The organism is Bacillus cereus group sp. N14, from assembly GCF_016483555.1.
In the GTDB taxonomy this organism is placed as follows: domain Bacteria; phylum Bacillota; class Bacilli; order Bacillales; family Bacillaceae_G; genus Bacillus_A; species Bacillus_A wiedmannii.
Genome location: NZ_JAEHBQ010000001.1, coordinates 137,511 through 161,949, shown reverse-complemented (window position 1 = coordinate 161,949; position 24,439 = coordinate 137,511). Strand labels below are relative to the sequence as shown.

Here is a 24,439-nt window from a genome sequence, read left to right as displayed (position 1 = left end):
ATTAAAAAACTTTTCGAGTAAAACAGGAAAACAGGGGAGGATGGGACCATGAATATCCATGAGTACCAAGGTAAGGCAGTCCTTAAAAGCTATGGGGTTAGCGTTCCAAACGGGAAGGTTGCATTTACAGTAGAAGAAGCTGTAGAAGCAGCGAAAGAATTAGGAACGGATGTATGTGTAGTAAAAGCACAAATTCACGCTGGTGGACGCGGCAAAGCTGGCGGAGTAAAAGTTGCAAAAAATTTAGATGAAGTTCGTACATATGCAGAGAGCATTTTAGGAACTACACTTGTGACACATCAAACAGGTCCTGAAGGTAAGGAAGTAAAACGCTTACTTATCGAAGAAGGTTGCGATATTAAAAAAGAATATTATGTTGGTTTAGTTTTAGATCGTGCAACTTCTCAAGTTGTTTTAATGGCATCTGAAGAAGGTGGAACAGAAATTGAAGAGGTAGCAGAGCAAACACCTGAAAAGATCTTTAAAGAATATATTGATCCAGCAGTAGGCTTACAAGGCTTCCAAGCGCGCCGAATCGCGTTTAACATCAATATTCCAAAAGAGCTTGTAGGACAAGCTGTGAAGTTTATGATGGGCTTATACCGTGCGTTTATCGAAAAAGATTGCTCAATCGCGGAGATTAATCCACTTGTTACAACAGGTGACGGTAAAGTTATGGCATTAGATGCGAAATTAAACTTTGATTCTAATGCTTTATATCGCAATAAAGACATTTTAGAACTTCGTGATCTTGATGAAGAAGATTCAAAAGAAATTGAAGCTTCTAAATATGACTTAAACTACATTCCTTTAGATGGAAATATCGGTTGTATGGTTAATGGTGCAGGTTTAGCGATGGCTACAATGGATATCATTAAACATTACCATGGCGATCCAGCTAACTTCTTAGATGTTGGTGGCGGTGCAACAGCTGAAAAAGTTACAGAAGCATTCAAAATTATCCTTTCTGACAAAAATGTAAAAGGTATCTTCGTTAACATTTTTGGTGGCATTATGAAGTGTGATGTTATCGCAGAAGGTGTTATTGAAGCGACGAAACAAGTAGGTCTTGAATTGCCTTTAGTTGTGCGTCTTGAAGGTACAAACGTCGAGTTAGGTAAGAAAATTTTAAATGAGTCTGGCTTAAATATTGTTGCAGCAGAATCTATGGCAGACGGTGCACAAAAAATTGTTTCACTAGTGGGCTAATAGAAAGCGGGGGAGAAAAATGAGCGTATTAGTTAATAAAGATACAAAAGTTATTGTTCAAGGTATTACAGGTTCTCAAGGTTTATTCCACACAAAACAAATGATTGAATACGGTACGAAAATTGTCGGTGGTGTAACGCCAGGTAAAGGTGGCACTGATATTGAAGGTGTACCAGTATTTGATACTGTAGAAGATGCAGTGAAGGCAACAGGCGCAAATGCTTCGGTTGTATACGTTCCACCCGCTTTTGCGGCTGATGCAATTATGGAAGCAGTTGATGCAGAAATCGATTTAGTAGTATGTATTACTGAAGGAATTCCTGTATTAGATATGGTAAATGTAAAGAGATATATGGCGGGTAAACATACACGTTTACTTGGACCAAACTGTCCTGGTGTTATTACGCCTGATGAATGCAAAATTGGTATTATGCCAGGGTACATTCATAAAAAAGGCCATGTAGGTATCGTATCTCGCTCTGGTACATTAACGTATGAGGCTGTACATCAGTTAACACAAGAAGGTATTGGCCAATCTACTGCTGTAGGTATCGGTGGGGACCCAGTTAACGGTACGGACTTTATTGATGCGTTAAAAGCATTTAATGAAGATGAAGAAACGCATGCTGTAATTATGATTGGTGAAATCGGTGGTACAGCAGAAGAAGAGGCAGCTGAATGGGTGAAAGCTAATATGACAAAACCTGTTGTAGGCTTCATTGGTGGCCAAACAGCGCCTGCTGGCAAACGTATGGGCCATGCTGGTGCAATCATTTCTGGTGGTAAAGGAACTGCTGCAGAAAAGATTAAAACGATGGAAGCTTGCGGTATTAAAGTAGCGGAAACTCCAGCGGTTATGGGCGAAACGCTAATCTCTGTCTTAAAAGAAAAAGGTCTATTTGAGACTTGTAAAAACTACTAATCTGTTGAAAGACACCTTCTCGCTTGAAGGTGTCTTTTTACGCAATTTTTGTTTACATAATAAAAATTATGGGTAAGGGGAATTAAGATGAAAAGAGAACGATTATTACATCTTCATTATTTTTTAGCAGATCATTGGAAGGCGATGAAAAGACTACTATATGTCGATCCTGAATTGAAGGGAATATACACTTTTAATACAAAACAAATGGAATACTACACTGGAATATCTTCGAAAAAATCTTCAGAATTAGTAAATTTTCTTCAAAGTTCAAATCTCCCGCAATATATATCTTATTTAGAGAAAAATCGAATCTTTTATATGACTATATGGGATGAAGATTATCCACAATTATTACGTGAAATACAAGATCCCCCCTTTGTGTTATATGGAAAAGGAGAGAAGGATTTTCTCAATAAAGCGAATAAATTAGCGGTTATTGGCACGAGAGAACCGACTTTATATGGACATGAGAGTTTAAAATTTATTTTACACCCATTATTAGAAAGGGAATGGCTTATTGTCAGTGGGTTTGCAAGAGGTATAGATACAATGTCTCATGAAATTACAGTAAGACGGCATTGCCCGACTATTGCAATACTAGGACACGGATTATCGTATATGTATCCAAAAGAGAATAGACATTTATATGAAACGTGGAATGAATATATATTGTTATTAACAGAGTATCCGCCGCACTATGCACCGAAAAAATGGTATTTTCCAAAAAGGAACCGGATTATTAGTGGTATAAGTAAGGGTGTTTTAGTTGTAGAAGCGAAATCAAGAAGTGGAACACTTATTACTGCGGACCTTGCTTTAGAGCAAAATAGAGAGGTATTTGCACTTCCTGGGCCTATATTTATAGATAGTGCATCAGGAACGAATCATCTGATTCAACAAGGAGCAAAACTAGTAAGAAATGCAGAAGATATCTTGGAAGAGGTTTTAAATTAACCTTATATTTTTATGTTTTTATTAAACAATTATTGACAAATGGTAGATAGGCACTGTATGGTATATTCATTCTTGATTGACAAAAACAAGAGAAATCAATAAGATTGATGAAGACTTGAATCCACCTCTTAAGGAGGCACTAGCATGTCAGATTACCTCGTAATCGTGGAGTCGCCTTCTAAGGCGAAGACCATTGAGAAATATTTAGGGAAAAAATACAAAGTTGTCGCGTCTATGGGACACGTTCGCGATTTACCTAAAAGCCAAATGGGGATAGAAGTAAAGAACAACTTCACCCCGAAGTATATTACCATTCGTGGTAAAGGTCCCGTCTTAAAAGATTTAAAATCAGCGGCCAAAAAAGCAAAGAAAGTCTATCTCGCGGCCGATCCAGACCGCGAAGGGGAAGCAATTGCTTGGCATTTAGCCAATACGTTAAATGTGGACGTTGAATCAGATTGTCGAGTTGTGTTTAATGAGATTACAAAAGATGCAATAAAAGAATCGTTTAAACATCCTCGTGCGATTAATATGGATTTAGTAGATGCACAACAAGCAAGGCGTATACTAGATCGTCTTGTTGGTTACAATATTAGTCCTTTATTATGGAAGAAAGTAAAAAAAGGATTAAGTGCAGGGCGCGTACAATCTGTAGCAGTTCGTTTAATTATCGAACGTGAAAAAGAAATTCAAATCTTTGAGCCTGAAGAATTCTGGACAATTAAGACAGAATTTGTGAAGGGGAAAGACACATTTGAAGCAAGCTTTTACGGTGTAGATGGTGAAAAAGTTCAATTAACGAATGAAACGCAAGTGAATGAAATAATTGAACAGATGAAAGATAATGCGTTTTCAGTTGAAAATGTAACGCGAAAAGAGCGAAAACGTAATCCTGCATTACCGTTTACAACATCTTCCTTGCAACAAGAGGCAGCGCGTAAGTTAAACATGCGAGCAAAGAAAACAATGATGCTCGCGCAGCAATTGTATGAAGGTATAGATCTTGGAAAGCAAGGGACTGTAGGTCTTATTACGTATATGAGAACTGACTCAACACGTATCTCAGAAACAGCTCAAACAGAGGCGCGTACTTACATTACTGAGGCGTTTGGTGCGGAATACATAGGGACAGAAAAGAAGAAAGAAACGAAAAAGTCGAACGCGCAAGATGCGCATGAGGCAATTCGTCCTACTTCGGTAATGAGAAGGCCAGAGGAACTAAAGAGTTTCTTAAGTCGTGATCAACTTCGGTTGTATAAACTGATTTGGGAGCGATTTGTTGCAAGTCAAATGGCGTCTGCTATAATGGATACTGTGACAGCTAGACTCATTAATAACAATGTTCAGTTCCGTGCAAGTGGATCGGTTGTAAAGTTTCCAGGATTTATGAAAGTGTATGTAGAGTCGAAAGATGACGGGGCTGAAGAAAAGGATAAAATGTTGCCACCTTTAGAAGTAGGGGAAACGGTATTTTCGAAGGATTTAGAACCGAAGCAACACTTTACACAACCTCCGCCGCGCTATACAGAGGCTCGTCTAGTAAGAACACTTGAAGAGCTTGGAATTGGAAGACCGTCGACTTACGTACCGACACTTGAAACGATTCAAAAACGTGGATACGTAGGTTTGGATAATAAACGCTTCGTTCCAACTGAACTTGGTGAAATAGTAATTGAACTTATTTTAGAGTTTTTCCCAGAAATTATTAACATTGAATTTACTGCTAACATGGAGCAAAGTCTTGATGAAGTAGAAGAAGGAAATGCGAATTGGGTAAAAATTGTTGATGATTTCTACGTAGGCTTTGAACCGCGTTTAGAAAAAGCGGAAAAAGAAATGCGTGAAGTGGAAATTAAAGATGAACCAGCTGGGGAAGACTGTGAATTGTGTGATCACCCAATGGTCTTTAAAATGGGTAAATACGGGAAATTTATGGCTTGTTCGAATTTCCCAGATTGTCGTAATACAAAACCGATTGTGAAAGAAATCGGTGTTACTTGTCCGAAGTGTGATAAAGGTCAAATTATTGAACGCCGTAGTAATAAAAAGAAACGTCTTTTCTATGGATGCGGTACGTATCCAGAGTGTGACTTTGTATCTTGGGATAAACCAATTGGTCGTAAATGTCCGAAGTGCGAAGGTATGCTTGTAGAGAAGAAGTTGAAAAAAGGCGTGCAAGTACAATGTATTTCGTGTGATTATGAAGAAGAACAACAAATGTGAGCGTAACTGCTCACATTTTTTTCGGGAAGAAAAGGAAAGGTGATAAATATGACAACACAAGTAGTAAACGTCATTGGCGCAGGTCTTGCAGGAAGTGAAGCAGCTTACCAAATTGCAAAACGTGGTGTCCAAGTAAAATTATATGAAATGAGACCAGTAAGGCAAACGCCAGCTCATCACACAGATAAATTTGCAGAGTTAGTATGCAGTAACTCACTTCGCGCAAACACATTAACAAACGCTGTTGGTGTTATTAAAGAAGAAATGCGTTTAATGGACTCTGTTATTATTCGTGCAGCTGATGAGTGCTCTGTACCAGCAGGAGGGGCTTTAGCTGTAGATCGTCATGAATTTGCGGCAAAGGTAACGGAGTATGTGAAAAACCATCCGAACGTAACTGTGATGAATGAAGAAATTACTGAAATTCCAGAAGGACCTACTGTTATCGCGACAGGTCCACTTACGTCTCCTGATCTTGCTGCGCAATTAAAAGAATTAACAGGTGAAGATTATTTTTATTTCTATGATGCTGCAGCACCGATTGTTGAGAAAGACAGCATTGATATGAATAAAGTATATTTAAAGTCTCGTTACGATAAAGGTGAAGCTGCATATTTAAACTGCCCAATGACGGAAGAGGAATTTGACCGTTTTTACGAGGCTTTAATTGCTGCTGAAACAGTACCTTTAAAAGAATTTGAAAAAGAAATTTTCTTTGAAGGTTGTATGCCGGTAGAAGTTATGGCAAGTAGAGGAAGACAGACGCTAGTATTTGGACCGATGAAACCTGTTGGATTAGAAGATCCGAAAACAGGGAAAACGCCATATGCCGTTGTTCAGTTACGCCAAGATGATGCAGCGGGAACGTTATACAATATCGTAGGTTTCCAAACGCATTTAAAGTGGGGGCCACAAAAAGAAGTGTTACAGTTGATTCCGGGACTGGAAAACGCAGAGATTGTACGTTATGGTGTAATGCATCGTAATACGTTTATTAATTCACCTAACTTGCTTCGTCCAACATATCAATATAAACAACGTGATGATTTATTCTTCGCTGGCCAAATGACTGGAGTAGAGGGATATGTTGAATCGGCGGCATCAGGATTACTAGCTGGTATTAACGCTGCTCGACTTGTGAAAGGTGAAGAGCCGGTTGTATTACCGCCTGTAACTGCAATGGGGAGTATGGCGAATTATATTACTGCGACAAACGCGAAAAACTTCCAGCCAATGAATGCAAACTTCGGTTTGTTTGCACCGTTAGAGAAGAAAGTTAAGAGGAAAGCAGAACGAAATGAAGCATATGCAACACGCGCTTTAGAAACAATTCAAAATTTTGTAAATATTTAGTTAAATTTCTTGCAAAGGCTACTAAGTTGTGATACGATTTAGTAGCCTTTATTGAGGTGAATTGTGTGAATGTGAAGAAATTGTTACAATTATTCGTTGGATATTTACAAATTGAAAGAAATTATTCAAAATATACAATTGCAAGTTATCAAAATGATTTAGAACATTTTGTGCAATTTATGGAGCGAGAAGGCATATCCTCTTTTTTAGATGTTACATACGCGGATGTTCGTTTGTACTTAACGACGTTGCACGATGAAAAGTTAGCCCGTAAATCTGTCGCAAGAAAAGTATCAAGCTTACGAAGTTTATATCGTTTTTTGATGCGTGAAGGTTATCGGAAAGATAATCCGTTTGCACTTGCGTCACTCCCCAAAAAAGAATTGTCAATCCCAAAGTTTTTATATGCTGAAGAATTAGAGGAATTATTTGAAGTTGCTGATACGGAAACGCCGTTAGGTCAAAGGAATCAAGCTTTATTAGAGTTGATGTATGCGACTGGAATCCGTGTGAGTGAATGTGTCAATTTACAACTTACCGATATTGACTTCGCGGTGGGAACAATTTTAGTAATGGGAAAAGGAAAAAAACAAAGGTATATTCCGTTCGGAAGCTATGCGCAAGATGCTTTAATTACTTATATAGAGAACGGGAGAAAACAGTTAGCTCACAAAACTGAAGAGCACTCTCATATGGTATTTTTAAATGCGAAAGGCACGCCGCTAACAAGTCGAGGGGTACGTTATGTATTAAACGAACTCATTAAGAAGGCTTCACTGACAATGCGGATAAGTCCCCATATGTTAAGGCATACATTTGCTACACACATGTTAGATGAAGGGGCAGATTTACGTACTGTACAGGAGCTACTTGGTCATGAGAATTTGTCGACGACACAAATTTATACGCATGTCTCTAAAGAAAGATTGCGTTCGGTCTACATGAAGCATCACCCGCGGGCATAAATTGCTTTTAAAGCTATAAAAACATATAAAGGAGTTTTTTTCTATGGGAAATTTCCACGCTACAACGATATTTGCAGTTCATCATAATGGAGAATGTGCAATGGCTGGAGATGGTCAGGTGACAATGGGAAATGCAGTTGTAATGAAACATACAGCTCGTAAAGTCCGTAAACTTTTCCAAGGGAAAGTTTTAGCTGGCTTTGCAGGTTCCGTTGCTGACGCATTTACTCTTTTTGAAATGTTTGAAGGGAAATTAGAAGAGTACAATGGGAACTTGCAGCGTGCTGCAGTTGAGATGGCAAAACAATGGCGTGGCGACAAAATGTTACGTCAGCTAGAAGCGATGCTCATTGTCATGGATAAAACAACTATGCTTCTTGTTTCAGGTACAGGAGAAGTGATTGAACCGGATGATGGTATTTTAGCGATTGGATCTGGTGGGAATTATGCGCTTTCTGCAGGTCGTGCTTTAAAGCAATATGCAAGTGAACATTTAACAGCGAAGCAAATTGCGAAAGCGAGTTTAGACATTGCTGGCGATATTTGTGTTTATACAAACCACAATATAATTGTGGAAGAATTGTAGAATCGTAAGGGAGGCATTTTATATGCATTTACATTTTACTCCGCGTCAAATTGTGGAAAAATTAGATCAATACATTATCGGTCAAAAAGATGCGAAGAAAGCGGTTGCTGTAGCTTTAAGAAATCGATATCGTCGAAGTAAATTAGCTGAAAATCTACGTGATGAAATTGCACCTAAAAATATTTTAATGATTGGACCGACAGGTGTTGGTAAAACAGAGGTAGCACGACGAATGGCGAAACTCGTTGGAGCACCTTTTATTAAGGTTGAAGCTACCAAATTTACAGAAGTTGGATATGTAGGTAGAGATGTAGAATCGATGGTACGTGACCTTGTGGAAACGTCAGTTCGTATCGTGAAAGAAGAAATGGTAATTAAAGTACAAGACAAAGCAGAAGAACAAGCGAACCAACGTCTTGTTGAAATTTTAGTGCCGAGTCCGGAGAAACAATCTGGATTTAAAAACCCATTAGAAATGCTATTTGGCGGTGCTCAAAATTCGAATCAAACATCTGATGCACAGGAAGATGTTGAAATCGAAAAGAAACGTCAAGACGTGGAAAGAAAGCTTGCTGCAGGACTTCTTGAAGATGAAATTGTATCGATTGAAGTGACTGAGCAACAGTCTTCCATGTTTGATATGTTACAAGGAACTGGCATGGAACAAATGGGAATGAATTTCCAAGATGCATTAGGAAGTTTTATGCCGAAAAAAACAAAAAAACGTAAACTTTCTGTGAAAGAAGCAAGAAAACTCTTGACAAATGAGGAAGCACAGCGCTTAATTGATATGGATGAAGTTACACAAGAGGCTGTTTATCGTGCTGAACAGCTCGGGATTATTTTTATCGATGAAATTGACAAAATTGCTGGTAAGCAGTCGAATAGCGTAGATGTATCACGTGAAGGTGTGCAACGTGACATTTTACCAATTGTAGAAGGATCGAATGTTGCGACAAAATACGGATCAGTAAAAACGGATTATATTTTATTCGTTGCAGCTGGAGCGTTTCATATGTCTAAACCGTCGGATTTAATTCCGGAACTGCAAGGGAGATTTCCGATTCGAGTAGAATTAACAAAATTATCGACAGATGATTTCGTTAAAATATTAATCGAGCCTGACAATGCGTTAATTAAACAATATATGGCTTTATTAGCGACTGAAGGTATAGAAATTGAATTTTCAGACGAAGCTATTCGTAAGATTGCTGAGATTGCTTATCAAGTTAATCAGGATACAGATAATATTGGAGCAAGAAGACTTCATACGATTATGGAGAAACTCCTTGAAGATTTATCGTTTGAAGCATCTGAAATTACGTTAGAGAAAATAACGATAACACCTCAATACGTTGAGGAGAAATTAGCAACGATTGCTAAAAATAAAGATGTGAGCCAGTTTATTTTGTAATAGTGTCATCAGGTGACTCGCCCTAGTTTCCAAGTGATGAAAAAATATGTAAGTAACATGTAGGAGGAACTTTTGAAATGGAATTATTAGCAAAAACAAGAAAATTAAATGCGTTATTACAGAGCGCAGCAGGAAAGCCTGTAAACTTTAGAGAAATGTCTGACACAATGTGTGAAGTAATCGAAGCGAACGTATTCGTAGTAAGCCGTCGTGGTAAATTACTAGGTTATGCAATTCACCAACAAATTGAGAATGAGCGTATGAAACAAATGCTTGCAGAGCGTCAATTCCCGGAAGAATACACGCAAAGCTTATTCAACATTACAGAAACATCTTCAAACTTAGATGTAAACAGTGCTTACACAGCATTCCCAGTAGAAAATAGAGAATTATTTGGTCAAGGTTTAACTACAATCGTACCAATCGTTGGTGGCGGTGAGCGTCTAGGCACATTAGTGTTAGCTCGTCTTGGTCAAGAGTTCTTAGACGATGATTTAATCCTTGCTGAATACAGTTCAACTGTAGTAGGTATGGAAATCTTACGTGAAAAAGCAGAAGAAATCGAAGAGGAAGCACGTAGTAAAGCTGTTGTTCAAATGGCGATTAGCTCATTATCTTACAGTGAGTTAGAAGCAATCGAGCATATCTTCGAAGAATTAAATGGAACAGAAGGTTTACTTGTTGCAAGTAAAATTGCTGATCGCGTAGGAATTACTCGTTCTGTAATCGTAAATGCACTTCGTAAATTAGAGAGTGCTGGTGTTATTGAGTCTCGCTCTTTAGGTATGAAAGGAACATACATTAAAGTGCTAAACGACAAGTTTCTACAGGAACTTGCTAAATTAAAAACAAACTAATTTATAAAACTCTCCTCATTTTTTGAGGAGAGTTTTTTTGTGTATAAAAGATTGATGTTGTTTGTAAATAGCGTCATAATCGTGTTTTTCGGAAAAGCTATGAGTTGAATTTTATTTTTTTGCTTAAAGGAAATACAGGTTGGTAATACTAGAATTCGAGCGTGAACAAAGAAAGTTTTACATTGTTCGCATTTTCGACTTGATTGTAATATTTCAGTATGATATAGTAAGCAGTGGTGTCAGTACAAAGTACACACGTTTACTGATTTAAGTGTTGGTGCTACGTTTGTAGTTTCGCTTAGAGATGAAGTAAACGGAGGATATCAAAAACCATTTAGGAGGAACTATATTATGTCAGTAATTTCTATGAAGCAATTGCTTGAAGCTGGTGTTCATTTCGGACATCAAACTCGTCGTTGGAACCCAAAAATGAAGCGTTACATTTTCACAGAGCGTAACGGTATCTACATCATCGACTTACAAAAAACTGTGAAAAAAGTTGAGGAAGCTTACAGAACGATGCGTGACATCGCTGCTGAAGGCGGAGACATCTTATTCGTAGGTACTAAAAAACAAGCACAAGAAGCTATTAAAGAAGAAGCAACTCGTGCTGGTATGTACTTCGTTAACCAACGTTGGTTAGGTGGAACTTTAACAAACTTCCAAACAATCCAAAAGCGTATCAAGCGCCTTAAAGACATCGAAAAAATGCAAGAAGATGGTACTTTCGAAGTACTTCCTAAGAAAGAAGTTGTTCAACTTAAAAAAGAGTTAGAGCGTCTTGAGAAATTCTTAGGCGGTATTAAAGATATGAAAGGTCTTCCAAGTGCATTATTCGTAGTAGACCCTCGTAAAGAGCGTATTGCAGTTGCTGAAGCACGCAAATTACACATTCCAATCATCGGTATCGTTGATACAAACTGTGATCCAGACGAAATCGATCACGTTATCCCAGCAAACGATGATGCAATTCGTGCTGTAAAACTTCTTACATCTAAAATGGCAGACGCGATCCTTGAAGCAAAACAAGGTGAAGAAACTGTTACTGCGTAACAAATTTGGAAAGGTGATAAGGGGTTCGGCCTTTTATCACCTTTTTTAAGGTATAAACACCTTTATAAAAGGTATAAATACATATTTTAGGAGGATGAAAAATATGGCAATCACTGCACAAATGGTAAAAGAACTTCGTGAAAAAACAGGCGCAGGTATGATGGACTGCAAAAAAGCTTTAACTGAGACTAATGGCGACATGGAGAAAGCAATTGACTTCTTACGTGAAAAAGGTATTGCAAAAGCTGCTAAAAAAGCAGACCGCATCGCTGCTGAAGGTTTAACTTTCATCGAAACAAACGGTAACGAAGGTTTAATCTTAGAATTAAACTCTGAAACTGATTTCGTTGCGAAAAACGAAGGTTTCCAAGCATTAATTAAAGAATTAGCTGCTCACTTATTAGCTAACAAACCAGCTAACATTGAAGAAGCTATGGCTCAAACAATCGAAGGCGGCAAAACAGTAGAAGAGCACATCAACGAAGCAATCGCTAAAATTGGTGAAAAACTTACACTTCGTCGTTTCGAAATCGTAACAAAAACTGATGCTGATGCATTCGGCGCTTACCTACACATGGGTGGACGTATTGGTGTATTAACAGTTCTTGAAGGTTCTACTGACGAAGCTGCTGCTAAAGATGTAGCAATGCACATCGCAGCAGTTAACCCTAAATACATCGACCGCGATGCTGTAACAGCTGAAGAAGTTGAGCATGAGCGTCAAGTATTAACACAACAAGCGTTAAACGAAGGCAAGCCTGAAAAAATCGTTGCAAAAATGGTTGAAGGCCGTCTTGGCAAATTCTTCGAAGAAATTTGCTTACTTGACCAAGCATTCGTTAAAAACCCTGATATGAAAGTTCGTCAGTTCGTTGAGTCTAAAGGCGGAACATTAAAAGGATTCGTTCGCTACGCTGTTGGTGAAGGTATCGAAAAACGCGAAGACAACTTTGCTGAAGAAGTAATGAACCAAGTAAAAGGTAGTAACTAATACAGATTAGGGAGCACATTGTGTTCCCTTTTTTAAAATAAAGATGTAAGCAATTGGAGGTTCATTATGAGTAAACCGAAATATAATCGTGTCGTATTAAAGCTAAGCGGAGAAGCGTTAGCTGGCGAACAAGGATTTGGAATTAACCCATCTGTTATTAAATCAGTTGCGGAACAAGTGAAAGAAATTGCAGAACTTGATGTAGAAGTTGCTGTTGTTGTTGGTGGCGGAAACATTTGGCGTGGAAAAATCGGAAGTGAAATGGGAATGGATCGTGCTGGAGCGGATTACATGGGTATGTTAGCAACAGTTATGAACTCATTAGCTCTTCAAGATAGCCTGGAGAACATTGGAATTCAAACTCGTGTTCAAACTTCAATCGAAATGCGTCAAGTAGCAGAGCCTTACATTCGTCGTAAAGCAGTTCGTCATCTAGAGAAAAAACGTGTTGTGATCTTTGCAGCAGGTACAGGTAACCCATATTTCTCTACAGATACAACAGCAGCCCTACGTGCAGCGGAAATCGAAGCAGACGTTATCTTAATGGCGAAAAACAATGTAGATGGCGTATATAATGCAGATCCATCTCTTGACCCAACAGCTACGAAATACGAAACACTTACTTACTTAGATGTATTAAAAGAAGGTTTAGGTGTAATGGATTCAACAGCTTCTTCTTTATGTATGGACAATGATATTCCATTAATTGTATTCTCAGTTATGGAAAAAGGTAACATTAAACGTGCCGTTTTAGGCGAAAATATCGGAACAGTTGTAAGGGGGAAATAAATATGGGACAACAAGTATTGAAGTCTTCAAATGAAAAAATGGAAAAAGCAGTTGCTGCTTACTCTCGTGAATTGGCAACAGTTCGCGCAGGTCGTGCAAGCTCGTCTGTATTAGATAAGGTACAAGTTGATTACTATGGTGCACCAACACCTGTTGTGCAATTAGCGAACATTACAGTTCCAGAAGCACGTTTACTTGTAATTCAACCTTATGATAAAACTTCTATCGGTGATATTGAAAAAGCAATCTTAAAAGCAGATTTAGGCTTAAATCCTTCTAATGATGGAACTGTAATTCGTATTGCATTCCCTGCATTAACAGAAGAGCGTCGTCGCGATCTTGTAAAAGTTGTGAAAAAATATGCTGAAGAAGCAAAAGTTGCTGTTCGTAACGTACGTCGTGACAGTAACGATGATCTTAAGAAGCTTGAAAAAGCTGGCGATATTACAGAAGATGATTTAAGAGGATATACTGAAGATATCCAAAAAGAAACAGATAAATATATTGCAAAAGTTGACGAAATCGCAAAAAACAAAGAAAAAGAAATCATGGAAGTGTAATAGCGATACCTTCGCAAATATGACCCTCTTCTTAAGGGGGTCTTTTTACACTTTTAGGCATACGTCTGCTTGCTGGAGGGTATGAATGATGTTTAAAAACTTTCCTTTTTTTAAAAGTAAAAAGGTCGCATCGTTTGATCATCTCGTTGAAAAAGTGAAAAAAGGATACATCCCAGAACATATTGCCATCATTATGGATGGTAATGGAAGATGGGCAAAGAGGAGAGCGATGCCTCGTATTGCGGGACATCATGAAGGCATGCAAGTTGTAAAGAAAATCACAAAATTTGCAAGCAAACTTAATGTGAAAGTATTAACTCTTTATGCTTTTTCAACTGAGAACTGGAAAAGACCGAAAAAGGAAGTTGACTATTTAATGAGGCTTCCAGAAGAATTTCTAGGTACATTTTTACCAGAATTGATTGAAGAGAACGTACAAGTCCGAGTAATAGGACAACAAGATCGTCTTCCTACGCATACACGCAGAGCGATGGAAAAGGCCATGGAAGATACGAAAGAGAATACGGGATTAATTCTTAATTTCGCGTTAAACTATGGAAGTCGAGACGAGATCGTTTCTGCTGTGCAACATATGGTGAAAGATAGTGAGGAAGGAAAAATTCGTGTTGAAGATGTAAGTGAAGAAATGCTTTCTTCTTATTTAATGACGAGTTCTTTACCTGACCCAGAGTTGTTAATCCGTACGAGCGGAGAGCTACGTATTAGTAATTTCATGTTATGGCAAATTGCATATTCGGAATTTTGGTTTACAGATGTGTATTGGCCAGATTTTACCGAGGAACATTTGCTAAATGCGATTACAGACTTTCAGCATAGAGGGCGCAGATTCGGAGGCGTGTAGAAAGAGAGGGTTTGGTAGTGAAACAGAGAATTATTACTGGAGTGGTTGCTGCCGCGCTATTCATTCCCATCGTAATTTACGGTGGCGTGCCTTTTACGGTTTTAGTGTATGCACTTGCTTCTATAGGTTTATATGAATTAATTCGTATGAGTAAGCTTACGCTTATGTCAATACCAACAGTTTTAGCTGCAGTATTATTATGGATTATTTTAATTCCAAGTAGTGCATCAGAGCTGTTTACGCAGATTGGATTAGGTAAATTAGAAATCACATTTGTGATTGTTTTATTACTTTTATCATATACAGTCCTTTCTAAGAATACATTTACTTTTGACCATGCTTCCTTTTTACTAATGGCAACAACATATGTTGCAATGGGATTCTTATATTTGAATGAAACGAGAATTTTAGGAATTAAATATGTGTTTTGCGCATTATTTGTTATATGGGCTACCGATTCAGGCGCATATTTCGTAGGGAAAGCATTAGGAAAAAGAAAATTATGGCCAGAAATTAGTCCGAATAAAACGATTGAAGGTTCATTAGGCGGCATCGTTTGTGGGATTGTTGTGGCACTTGTTTACAATATGTTCTTCCCAGTTGAGGCTAATGTAGGGATTTTAATTGTGTTGACAATTATCATTTCTATTTTTGGACAAATTGGTGATTTAGTACAATCTGCATTTAAACGTCATTATGGCGTAAAAGATTCAGGTACAATTTTACCTGGCCATGGTGGTATATTAGATCGAACAGATAGTTGGTTATTCGTTTTACCAATTCTCTACTTCTTATTACAATACAATTAATAAATGAACGAGGGGTTGGAGTCATGAAAAACATTAGTTTATTAGGTGCAAGCGGATCAATTGGTACACAAACTTTAGATGTATTACGCTCGCACCCAGACCAATTCCGTCTCGTTGCTTTTTCTGTAGGGAAAAATATTGACTACGCAGTAAAGGTAATTCAAGAATTTTCTCCGCAAATTGTCTCTGTGCAAAGAGAGGAAGATGTTTTAAAATTACAAGCTGTCTCTGGTAATACAAAAATTGTATATGGTAGTGAAGGGCTTTTAGAAGTAGCATTACATCCAGATGCAGAGATTGTAGTAAATGCTGTTGTAGGTAGCGTAGGGTTGTTACCAACACTTCGTGCAATTGAGGCGAAAAAAACAATCGGAATTGCAAACAAAGAAACGTTAGTAACCGCAGGGCATCTTGTAATGGAAGCAGCACGAAAACATAATGTTTCGTTACTTCCAGTAGACAGTGAACATTCAGCTATTTTTCAATGCTTGAATGGTGAAAATGAAAAAAGAATTTCTCGACTGATTATTACAGCTTCTGGAGGAAGTTTCCGTGATAAAACGAGAGATGAATTGCATCATGTGACGGTAGAAGATGCGCTTCGACATCCAAACTGGTCAATGGGTTCGAAAATTACAATTGATTCTGCTACAATGATGAATAAGGGGCTAGAAGTAATTGAAGCACATTGGCTTTTTGGTATCCCTTATGAGCAAATCGATGTTGTTTTACATAAAGAAAGTATTATTCATTCTATGGTTGAATTTGAAGATCGTAGTGTGATGGCACAGCTTGGCTCACCGGATATGCGAGTACCAATTCAATACGCACTTACATATCCTGATCGATTACCTCTTTCAGACACAAAGCAGTTAAATTTATGGGAAATGGGAACATTGCATTTTGAGAAAATGAACCAAGAACGTTTCCGTTGTTTGCGTTTTGCGTATGAAGCTGGAAAAACAGGTGGAAGTATGCCAGCTGTAATGAATGCAGCGAATGAAGTAGCTGTTGAAGCTTTTTTACAAAAGAGAATTGGTTTCTTAACAGTGGAAGACCTCATTGAAAAAGCAATGAACCATCACAATGTCATTGCACGTCCGAGCTTAGAGGAAATTCTGGAAATTGATGCAACCACAAGACGGTTTGTGATGGAACAAATTTAGCAAAGGTGGTATGGAATTGAATACAGCGATTGCCTTTATATTAATTTTCGGTGCACTCGTATTTTTCCATGAGCTAGGGCATCTATATTTCGCAAAAAGAGCAGGTATTTTATGCCGTGAGTTTGCGATTGGTTTTGGTCCGAAAATATTCTCATTTGAAAAGAATGAAACGGTGTATACGATTCGATTACTGCCCCTTGGTGGCTATGTAAGAATGGCTGGCGAGGATGCAGACACAGTTGAGTTAAAGCCTGGAAAAAAGGTTGGCCTTGTATTAAATGAAAAAGACGAAGTTGCGAAATTAGTTTTTGATGGATACGAAAAGTATCCAAATGTTCGTGTCATTGAAGTCGAACAAGCTGATTTAGAGCATAATTTAGCAATTTCGGGCTATGAAGAGTACGAGGAAGAGCTTCAAACATTCCGAGTGAATGAAAAGGCTCGTATTATTACTGCTGGTGAAGAAATACAAATTGCTCCGTATAATAGGCAGTTCGGCTCCAAGAAATTGGGTCAACGTGCTTTAACAATCTTTGCAGGTCCTGCAATGAACTTCATTTTAGCATTTGTTATTTTTGTGATTCTTGGATTTGTACAAGGTGTTCCTGTTGACAAGCCAATGGTCGGAAAAATAATGGGAAATAGTGCAGCCGAGCAAGCTGGATTAAAAGAAAATGATACAATTCAAGCAATCGATGGGAAAAACACAAGTACATGGAAAGATGTTGTTACCATTGTACGTGAAAACCCAAATAAAGAAATTACGTTACAAGTAAAGCGTGATAGTGAACAGTTTAATGTAAAAGTAACGCCAACGCTCGATAAAGAAGGAAAAGACGAAGTAGGTAGAATTGGTGTTTACTCTCCAGTAGAGAAAACAGTAATGGGTTCTATTAAATCAGGATTTGAACAAACATACCAATGGACAAAACTAATTTTTGATTCACTTGTGAAATTAGTAACTGGTCAATTCTCTATTAATGAGTTGTCAGGTCCAGTAGGAATTTATAATCTAACAGATCAAGTTGTAGATTATGGATTTACGCGTGTATTAAGTTTAGCAGCAGTTTTAAGTATTAACCTTGGTTTATTTAATTTACTACCAGTTCCTGCTTTAGACGGTGGACGTTTGTTCTTCTTCTTAATTGAAGCGTTACGAGGGAAACCAATTGACCGCCAAAAAGAAGGAATGGTTCACTTTATTGGTTTTGCATTATTAATGTTACTTATGTTAGTTGTAACTTGGAATGACATTCGTAAGTTTTTCTTGTAAAATAAAGTGAAACTTATAATGAAATAGAGCTCGTAGAATAAAATCCCTCACCTAACTCGAGGTGAGGGGTTTTACTGCGTGTAAGAGTAAAATGAAGAGGTGCGAATAAATGAAACAAAGTATGGTATTCAGTCCTACATTACGTGAAGTTCCAGCTGATGCGGAGATTAAGAGTCATCAGTTATTACTTCGTGCAGGTTTTATGCGTCAAAATGCTTCTGGTATTTATAGTTTTCTACCATTTGGATTAAAAGTACTACACAAAGTAGAACGTATCGTTCGAGAAGAAATGGAGCGCGCAGGAGCTGTAGAATTATTAATGCCAGCGATGCAAGCTGCAGAATTATGGCAAGAATCAGGCCGTTGGTATTCTTACGGATCTGAATTAATGCGTATGAAAGATCGTAACGCTCGTGAATTCGCATTAGGAGCGACACATGAAGAAGTAATTACGGATCTTGTACGTGATGAAGTGAAATCATATAAAAAATTACCGTTAACATTGTACCAAATTCAAACAAAATTCCGTGATGAACAAAGACCGCGTTTCGGTTTATTACGTGGAAGAGAGTTTCTAATGAAAGATGCATACTCTTTCCATGCTACACAAGAGAGCTTAGATGAAGTATACGATCGCTTATACAAAGCATACTCTAACATTTTTGCTCGTTGTGGCTTGAATTTCCGTGCAGTTATTGCTGACTCTGGAGCAATGGGCGGAAAAGATACGCATGAATTTATGGTATTATCTGAAGTTGGTGAAGATACAATTGCATACTCTGATACATCTAATTATGCAGCAAACATCGAAATGGCTCCTGTGGTAGCTACGTATACGAAGAGTGATGAAGCAGAAAAGGCACTTGAAAAAGTAGCAACACCAGATCAAAAAGCAATTGAAGAAGTATCTGCATTCTTAAACATTGAAGCTGACAAGTGCATTAAGTCTATGGTATTTAAAGTAGATGAGAAATTAGTAGTTGTACTTGTTCGTGGTGATCATGAAGTAAACGATGTAAAAGTGAAAAACGTATACGGCGCTTCAGTTGTTGAGCTTGCTTCTCATGAAGAAGTGAAAGAATTATTAAACTGTGAAGTTGGTTCTTTAGGACCGATTGGTGTAACAGGTGATATAGAAATTATCGCTGACCATGCTGTAGCATCAATTGTTAACGGATGTTCAGGAGCAAACGAAGAAGGATTCCATTATGTAAATGTAAATCCAAAACGCGACTTTAAAGTAAGTCAATACACAGATTTACGCTTCATTCAAGAAGGAGACCAATCTCCAGACGGAAATGGAACAATTCTTTTCGCACGCGGAATTGAAGTTGGTCATGTATTCAAATTAGGAACACGTTATAGTGAAGCAATGAACGCAACATTCCTAGATGAAAACGGAAAAACACAACCACTTATTATGGGTTGTTACGGTATCGGTGTATCTCGTACAGTGGCAGCAATCGCAGAGCAGTTTAATGATGAGAACGGTTTAGTTTGGCCAAAAGCTGTAGCACCATTCCATGTGCATGTAATTCCAGTAAATATGAAATCTGATGCGCAACGTGAAATGGGTGAAAACATCTACAACTCATTACAAGAGCAAGGGTACGAAGTATTACTAGATGATCGTGCAGAACGTGCAGGTGTTAAATTTGCAGATGCAGATTTATTCGGCCTTCCAGTTCGCGTGACAGTTGGTAAAAAAGCAGACGAAGGTATTGTAGAAGTGAAAGTACGTGCTACAGGCGAGTCTGAAGAAGTGAAAGTAGAAGAACTTCAAACATATATTGCAAATATTTTAAAATAAGAAGAGGTACCTCGTAATGAGGTACCTTCTCTTTCTTTGTAAACGTATTTTGTAAAAGAAGAAGGGAGAAATCTTTCTTTGTAGTACGTTTCAATTTATAATAGCAAATGGAAGGAGAGTGCTTATGTCTTTAACAAATGAACAACAAGAGCGATTTCAAATTTTGCTCCAGCAGTTGCAAATACCAGACGACCTTATAAATCAATATTTACAAGGTGGTGGTATTGAAAGGCTCGTTATTGATAAATCGAATAAAAGTTGGCATTTTGATTTACAAGTGCCACGTATTTTGCCTACAGAATTATATGAATTGCTAGAAACAAAGCTTAAGCAATCATTTTCTCATATTGCAAGAACAACATTTGCATTAGAAACAGAGAATAAACAATTTACAGAAGAAGAAGTGAGGGCGTATTGGCCGCTTTGTACGGAACGAATTACATTTTCACCTATGTTTGCTTACTTAAAGAAGCAGCTTCCGCAGGTGAATGGAGTGAAGTTGCTAATAAATGTGAATAATGAGCTGGAATCTACTGCTTTAAAGAAAAACGTTGCGAAACCAGTAGGGGATCAATACGAAACTTTTGGATTCCCGCGTTTTCAGTTAGACACACATATACAGCAAAATACAGAAGAAATGCAAAAGTTTCGTGAGCAAACGCAGCAAGAAGATCGTGAACGTGTTATACAAGCTATGGAAGAAATGGCGAAGAAGCAAGCTGAAGAAAGTAGCGTTGTGCATGAAGGACCGGTTGTACTCGGATATCTTATTAAGCCGGATGAAGAGATTACACCGATGCGAGAAATTCAAGATGAAGAAAGAAGAAAAACAGTTCAAGGGTACGTCTTCCATGTAGAAACGAAAGAGCTGCGTAGTGGCCGTACGTTATTAACGTTAAAAATAACAGACTATACGGATTCAATTATGATCAAAATGTTCTCGCGTGACAAAGAAGATATTCCAATGCTGCAATCCTTGAAAAAAGGAATGTGGGTGAAAGCGCGTGGTTCTGTTCAAAATGATACATTCGTTCGAGATTTAGTAATGATTGCAAATGATATAAATGAAATAACAGGACCGTCTCGTAAAGATAAAGCGCCAGAAGGTGAAAAACGTGTAGAGCTGCATCTTCACACACCGATGAGCCAAATGGACGCTGTTACTCCTGTTTCTAGACTTGTTGCCCAAGCAGGTAAATGGGGACATGAGGCAATCGCTGTTACAGACCATGCTGTTGCACAGTCTTTCCCAGAGGCATATTCTGCGGGTAAAAAGGCTGGGGTTAAAGTTATATATGGTGTAGAAGCGAATCTAGTTAATGATGGTGTACCAATTGCATATAACGAAGCGCATCGTTTACTTGCAGAGGAAACGTATGTTGTTTTCGACGTTGAGACGACAGGTTTATCAGCTGTATATGATACTGTTATCGAGTTAGCGGCTGTAAAAGTAAAAGGTGGCGAAATTATTGACCGCTTTGAATCTTTCGCAAATCCACATCAACCATTATCTGCGACGATTATTGAATTAACAGGTATTACAGATGATATGTTAACGGATGCACCAGAAGTGGACGAAGTGTTTAAAAAGTTTGAAGAATGGATGGGCGACCATACACTTGTTGCTCATAACGCAAGTTTTGATATGGGCTTTATTAACGTAGGTTTTAAAAAGGCTGGACTAGAAAAAACGAATAACCCTGTTATTGATACGTTAGAACTTGCAAGATTCTTATTCCCAGAAATGAAAAACCATCGATTAAATACGATGTGTAAAAAGCTTGATATTGAATTAACGCAACATCACCGTGCGATTTATGATACAGAAGCAACGGGATACTTACTTGTGAAAATGTTAAAAGATGTGATTGAAAAGGGATTTGAATATCACGATCAATTAAATGATAGCATGGGGCAAGGGGATGCGTATAAGCGTGGACGTCCAAGTCATATGACGTTACTTGCCACATCAGATGTAGGGTTGAAAAATTTATATAAACTTGTTTCCTATTCTCACCTAAATTACTTTTATCGTGTACCACGAGTACCAAGGTCACTATTAAAAAAATATCGTGAAGGAATTTTAGTAGGAACGGCTTGTGATAAAGGTGAAGTGTTTGAGGCGATGATGCAAAAAGCTCCTGAAGAGGTAGAAGAAATTGCGCAGTTCTATGATTATATTGAAGTAATGCCTCCAGAGGTGTTACGTCATTTAGTAGAACGTGAACTTGTTCGAGATGAGGGACAATTAAAAACAATTATTTCTAACTTAGTAAAACTAGGTGAGACGTTAGATAAACCAGTTGTTGCTACAGGAAACGTGCATTATATAGATCCAGAGGATGCGATGTATCGCAAAATTTTAGTCAGTTCGCAGGGTGGAGCCAATCCGTTAAACCGACATTCTTTACCACCTGTACATTTCCGTACAACGGATGAAATGTTAGAGTGTTTTTCATTCTTAGGTGAAGACGTAGCGAAAGAAATTGTTGTAACGAATACACAGAAGATTGCATCATTAATTGGTGATGTTCATCCAGTGAAAGATGATCTATATACACCGAAAATTGAAGGTGCAGATGATGAGACGCGTGACATGAGTTATAAAATGGCGCGTAGCATTTATGGTGAAGAGTTACCTGAAATTGTAGAAGCGCGTTTAGAAAAAGAATTAAAAAGTATTATTGGGCATGGATTCGCCGTAATTTATTTAATTTCACATAAGCTCGTAAAAAAATCATTAGTAGACGGATATTTAGTAGGTTCGCGTGGATCGGTAGGTTCATCATTCGTTGCAACGATGATGGAAATTACAGAAGTAAACCCATTACCACCACACTATGTATGTCCGAAGTGTAAGCAATCAGAATTCTTTAATGATGGTTCTGTAGGTTCTGGTTTTGACTTGCCGGATAAAGAATGTCCTGCATGTAATGTTCCATACGTGAAAGATGGACATGATATTCCGTTCGAAACGTTCCTTGGATTTAAAGGAGATAAGGTACCCGATATCGATCTGAACTTCTCCGGGGAATACCAACCACGTGCCCATAACTATACGAAAGTACTGTTCGGTGAAGATTATGTATACCGTGCGGGTACAATAGGTACAGTTGCGGAAAAAACGGCTTATGGATATGTAAAAGGTTATGCAAATGATCATAATTTAACGATTCGAAATGCAGAGATTGACCGCTTAGTAGCAGGATGTACGGGCGTAAAACGTACAACAGGACAGCATCCAGGTGGTATTATCGTTGTGCCAGATTACATGGATATCTTTGATTTCTCACCAATTCAGTTTCCGGCAGATTCAATAGGGGCTGAGTGGAGAACGACACACTTTGATTTCCACTCCATTCATGATAATTTATTGAAACTTGATATACTAGGACACGATGATCCTACTGTTATTCGTATGTTACAAGATTTAAGTGGTATTGATCCGAAAACAATCCCAACAGACGATCCGGAAGTAATGAAAATTTTCTCAGGCCCGGAATCGTTAGGGGTAACGGAAGAACAAATTAACTGTAAAACAGGTACACTTGGTATACCAGAGTTTGGTACGAAATTCGTAAGGCAGATGTTAGAAGAGACGAAACCTACGACATTCTCTGAGTTAGTCCAAATCTCTGGACTATCACATGGTACAGACGTATGGCTTGGTAATGCAAACGAGTTAATTTATAACGGTACATGTACGCTGAGTGAAGTTATCGGTTGTCGTGATGACATCATGGTATATTTAATCTATCAAGGTTTAGACCCATCATTAGCCTTCAAAATCATGGAGTCAGTTCGTAAAGGTAAAGGTGTACCGGAAGAATGGGAAGATGACATGAAAAGTAATAATGTACCAGGTTGGTATATTGATTCATGTAAGAAAATAAAGTACATGTTCCCTAAAGCCCATGCGGCTGCTTACGTACTTATGGCTGTACGTATTGCATACTTTAAAGTACATTTCGCGCTTCTATTCTATGCGGCATACTTTACAGTTCGTGCAGATGACTTTGATATAGAGGCGATGGCGAAAGGTTCAGCATCTATACGTGTAAGAATTGATGAAATTGCGCAAAAAGGTTTGGATGCAGCGCCGAAAGAGAAAAGTTTATTAACAGTACTAGAAATGACACTTGAAATGTGTGAGCGTGGATACTCATTCCAAAAGGTTGATTTATACCGTTCGCATGCAACAGAATTTATTATTGATGGGGATACTTTAATTCCTCCATTTAATGCAGTGCCTGGACTTGGTACAAACGCAGCTTTAAGTATTGTAGAAGCACGCAAAAATGGAGATTTCTTATCAAAAGAAGATTTACAGCAGCGCAGTAAGGTTTCGAAAACAATTATTGAGTATTTAGATAGTCAAGGTTGCTTAGGCGATCTACCTGATCAAAACCAGTTATCACTGTTCTAATAGGTAGGAAAATTCTTTGCAAATCAACATTTGCTATGGTATACTATTAACCGAGATAACCATGTCATGTATATTGTGTAAAAAAAAGAGTGGGGAAACCCACTCTTTCGTGTTACTATCTACGTTTTATTGATGTGGAGAGGTAAGAAATTTCTGTCGTATATACATATTTTGTTACAAGTTTTACTTCTTAAATTTGGTAATACTAAGACAG

General features: G+C 38.0%; 19 protein-coding genes. All 19 read left to right on the top strand.

Annotation, left to right across the window (positions count from 1 at the left end; translation table 11 throughout):
• Window positions 1-48: 48 nt before the first annotated feature.
• The 19 genes from sucC (at window position 49) to JDS82_RS00670 (ending at window position 24,225) form a co-directional block, all read left to right on the top strand.
• Window positions 49-1,209, top strand: a complete 1,161-nt coding sequence (sucC, locus tag JDS82_RS00760; protein WP_001020778.1) for an ADP-forming succinate--CoA ligase subunit beta — start codon at window positions 49-51, stop codon at window positions 1,207-1,209.
• Between the two features lie 19 nt (window positions 1,210-1,228).
• Complete coding sequence (gene sucD, locus JDS82_RS00755) at window positions 1,229-2,131, top strand: succinate--CoA ligase subunit alpha (RefSeq protein ID WP_000115178.1); 903 nt, start codon at window positions 1,229-1,231, stop codon at window positions 2,129-2,131.
• Window positions 2,132-2,218: 87 nt separating this feature from the next.
• A complete protein-coding gene (gene dprA, locus JDS82_RS00750; protein ID WP_000818023.1) occupies window positions 2,219-3,088 on the top strand; it encodes a DNA-processing protein DprA in 870 nt (289 codons plus the stop codon).
• A gap of 144 nt (window positions 3,089-3,232) precedes the next feature.
• The gene (topA, locus tag JDS82_RS00745) at window positions 3,233-5,311 is read left to right on the top strand and encodes a type I DNA topoisomerase (protein ID WP_001286953.1); all 2,079 of its coding nucleotides are present in this window, start codon (window positions 3,233-3,235) and stop codon (window positions 5,309-5,311) included.
• Window positions 5,312-5,359: 48 nt separating this feature from the next.
• Window positions 5,360-6,664, top strand: coding sequence for an FADH(2)-oxidizing methylenetetrahydrofolate--tRNA-(uracil(54)-C(5))-methyltransferase TrmFO (trmFO, locus tag JDS82_RS00740; protein ID WP_000211997.1), 1,305 nt, complete (start codon window positions 5,360-5,362; stop codon window positions 6,662-6,664).
• A 65-nt stretch (window positions 6,665-6,729) separates the two neighbouring features.
• Complete coding sequence (xerC, locus tag JDS82_RS00735; protein ID WP_001101235.1) at window positions 6,730-7,629, top strand: tyrosine recombinase XerC; 900 nt, start codon at window positions 6,730-6,732, stop codon at window positions 7,627-7,629.
• A gap of 43 nt (window positions 7,630-7,672) precedes the next feature.
• Complete coding sequence (gene hslV, locus JDS82_RS00730) at window positions 7,673-8,215, top strand: ATP-dependent protease proteolytic subunit HslV (RefSeq protein ID WP_000526271.1); 543 nt, start codon at window positions 7,673-7,675, stop codon at window positions 8,213-8,215.
• 22 nt (window positions 8,216-8,237) lie between these two features.
• Window positions 8,238-9,629 (top strand): ATP-dependent protease ATPase subunit HslU, encoded by a 1,392-nt coding sequence (hslU, locus tag JDS82_RS00725; RefSeq protein ID WP_000550070.1) that lies wholly within the window; start codon window positions 8,238-8,240, stop codon window positions 9,627-9,629.
• A 77-nt stretch (window positions 9,630-9,706) separates the two neighbouring features.
• Window positions 9,707-10,486, top strand: a complete 780-nt coding sequence (codY, locus tag JDS82_RS00720; protein WP_000421290.1) for a GTP-sensing pleiotropic transcriptional regulator CodY — start codon at window positions 9,707-9,709, stop codon at window positions 10,484-10,486.
• Between the two features lie 351 nt (window positions 10,487-10,837).
• Window positions 10,838-11,539, top strand: a complete 702-nt coding sequence (rpsB, locus tag JDS82_RS00715; RefSeq protein WP_000111484.1) for a 30S ribosomal protein S2 — start codon at window positions 10,838-10,840, stop codon at window positions 11,537-11,539.
• A gap of 103 nt (window positions 11,540-11,642) precedes the next feature.
• Entirely contained in the window at window positions 11,643-12,530 is an 888-nt protein-coding gene (gene tsf / locus JDS82_RS00710) for a translation elongation factor Ts (protein WP_001018585.1), read from the top strand.
• A 66-nt stretch (window positions 12,531-12,596) separates the two neighbouring features.
• Window positions 12,597-13,319 carry a UMP kinase gene (pyrH, locus tag JDS82_RS00705; protein WP_000042667.1) on the top strand — a complete coding sequence of 241 codons (723 nt, stop codon included), beginning with the start codon at window positions 12,597-12,599 and terminating at the stop codon, window positions 13,317-13,319.
• A 2-nt stretch (window positions 13,320-13,321) separates the two neighbouring features.
• A complete protein-coding gene (frr, locus tag JDS82_RS00700) occupies window positions 13,322-13,879 on the top strand; it encodes a ribosome recycling factor (RefSeq protein ID WP_000531506.1) in 558 nt (185 codons plus the stop codon).
• 85 nt (window positions 13,880-13,964) lie between these two features.
• The gene (gene uppS, locus JDS82_RS00695) at window positions 13,965-14,741 is read left to right on the top strand and encodes an isoprenyl transferase (RefSeq protein WP_000971311.1); all 777 of its coding nucleotides are present in this window, start codon (window positions 13,965-13,967) and stop codon (window positions 14,739-14,741) included.
• A 17-nt stretch (window positions 14,742-14,758) separates the two neighbouring features.
• Complete coding sequence (cdsA, locus tag JDS82_RS00690; protein WP_000813597.1) at window positions 14,759-15,550, top strand: phosphatidate cytidylyltransferase; 792 nt, start codon at window positions 14,759-14,761, stop codon at window positions 15,548-15,550.
• Between the two features lie 23 nt (window positions 15,551-15,573).
• Entirely contained in the window at window positions 15,574-16,716 is a 1,143-nt protein-coding gene (dxr, locus tag JDS82_RS00685) for a 1-deoxy-D-xylulose-5-phosphate reductoisomerase (RefSeq protein WP_000790363.1), read from the top strand.
• Window positions 16,717-16,732: 16 nt separating this feature from the next.
• Entirely contained in the window at window positions 16,733-17,989 is a 1,257-nt protein-coding gene (gene rseP / locus JDS82_RS00680) for an RIP metalloprotease RseP (protein ID WP_071742773.1), read from the top strand.
• A gap of 109 nt (window positions 17,990-18,098) precedes the next feature.
• Window positions 18,099-19,799 (top strand): proline--tRNA ligase, encoded by a 1,701-nt coding sequence (locus JDS82_RS00675; protein ID WP_000814330.1) that lies wholly within the window; start codon window positions 18,099-18,101, stop codon window positions 19,797-19,799.
• 124 nt (window positions 19,800-19,923) lie between these two features.
• The gene (locus JDS82_RS00670; protein ID WP_000060008.1) at window positions 19,924-24,225 is read left to right on the top strand and encodes a PolC-type DNA polymerase III; all 4,302 of its coding nucleotides are present in this window, start codon (window positions 19,924-19,926) and stop codon (window positions 24,223-24,225) included.
• Window positions 24,226-24,439 lie beyond the last annotated feature (214 nt).

Bases quoted from the DNA above. Each gene is read 5' to 3' on its own strand.
- sucC (WP_001020778.1), top strand. From the start codon at position 49: ATGAATATCCATGAGTACCAAGGTAAGGCAGTCCTTAAAAGCTATGGG.
- topA (WP_001286953.1), top strand. From the start codon at position 3,233: ATGTCAGATTACCTCGTAATCGTGGAGTCGCCTTCTAAGGCGAAGACC.
- JDS82_RS00675 (WP_000814330.1), top strand. From the start codon at position 18,099: ATGAAACAAAGTATGGTATTCAGTCCTACATTACGTGAAGTTCCAGCT.
- pyrH (WP_000042667.1), top strand. From the start codon at position 12,597: ATGAGTAAACCGAAATATAATCGTGTCGTATTAAAGCTAAGCGGAGAA.
- rpsB (WP_000111484.1), top strand. From the start codon at position 10,838: ATGTCAGTAATTTCTATGAAGCAATTGCTTGAAGCTGGTGTTCATTTC.
- tsf (WP_001018585.1), top strand. From the start codon at position 11,643: ATGGCAATCACTGCACAAATGGTAAAAGAACTTCGTGAAAAAACAGGC.
- trmFO (WP_000211997.1), top strand. From the start codon at position 5,360: ATGACAACACAAGTAGTAAACGTCATTGGCGCAGGTCTTGCAGGAAGT.
- hslU (WP_000550070.1), top strand. From the start codon at position 8,238: ATGCATTTACATTTTACTCCGCGTCAAATTGTGGAAAAATTAGATCAA.
- sucD (WP_000115178.1), top strand. From the start codon at position 1,229: ATGAGCGTATTAGTTAATAAAGATACAAAAGTTATTGTTCAAGGTATT.
- uppS (WP_000971311.1), top strand. From the start codon at position 13,965: ATGATGTTTAAAAACTTTCCTTTTTTTAAAAGTAAAAAGGTCGCATCG.
- dxr (WP_000790363.1), top strand. From the start codon at position 15,574: ATGAAAAACATTAGTTTATTAGGTGCAAGCGGATCAATTGGTACACAA.
- frr (WP_000531506.1), top strand. From the start codon at position 13,322: ATGGGACAACAAGTATTGAAGTCTTCAAATGAAAAAATGGAAAAAGCA.
- hslV (WP_000526271.1), top strand. From the start codon at position 7,673: ATGGGAAATTTCCACGCTACAACGATATTTGCAGTTCATCATAATGGA.
- dprA (WP_000818023.1), top strand. From the start codon at position 2,219: ATGAAAAGAGAACGATTATTACATCTTCATTATTTTTTAGCAGATCAT.
- JDS82_RS00670 (WP_000060008.1), top strand. From the start codon at position 19,924: ATGTCTTTAACAAATGAACAACAAGAGCGATTTCAAATTTTGCTCCAG.
- codY (WP_000421290.1), top strand. From the start codon at position 9,707: ATGGAATTATTAGCAAAAACAAGAAAATTAAATGCGTTATTACAGAGC.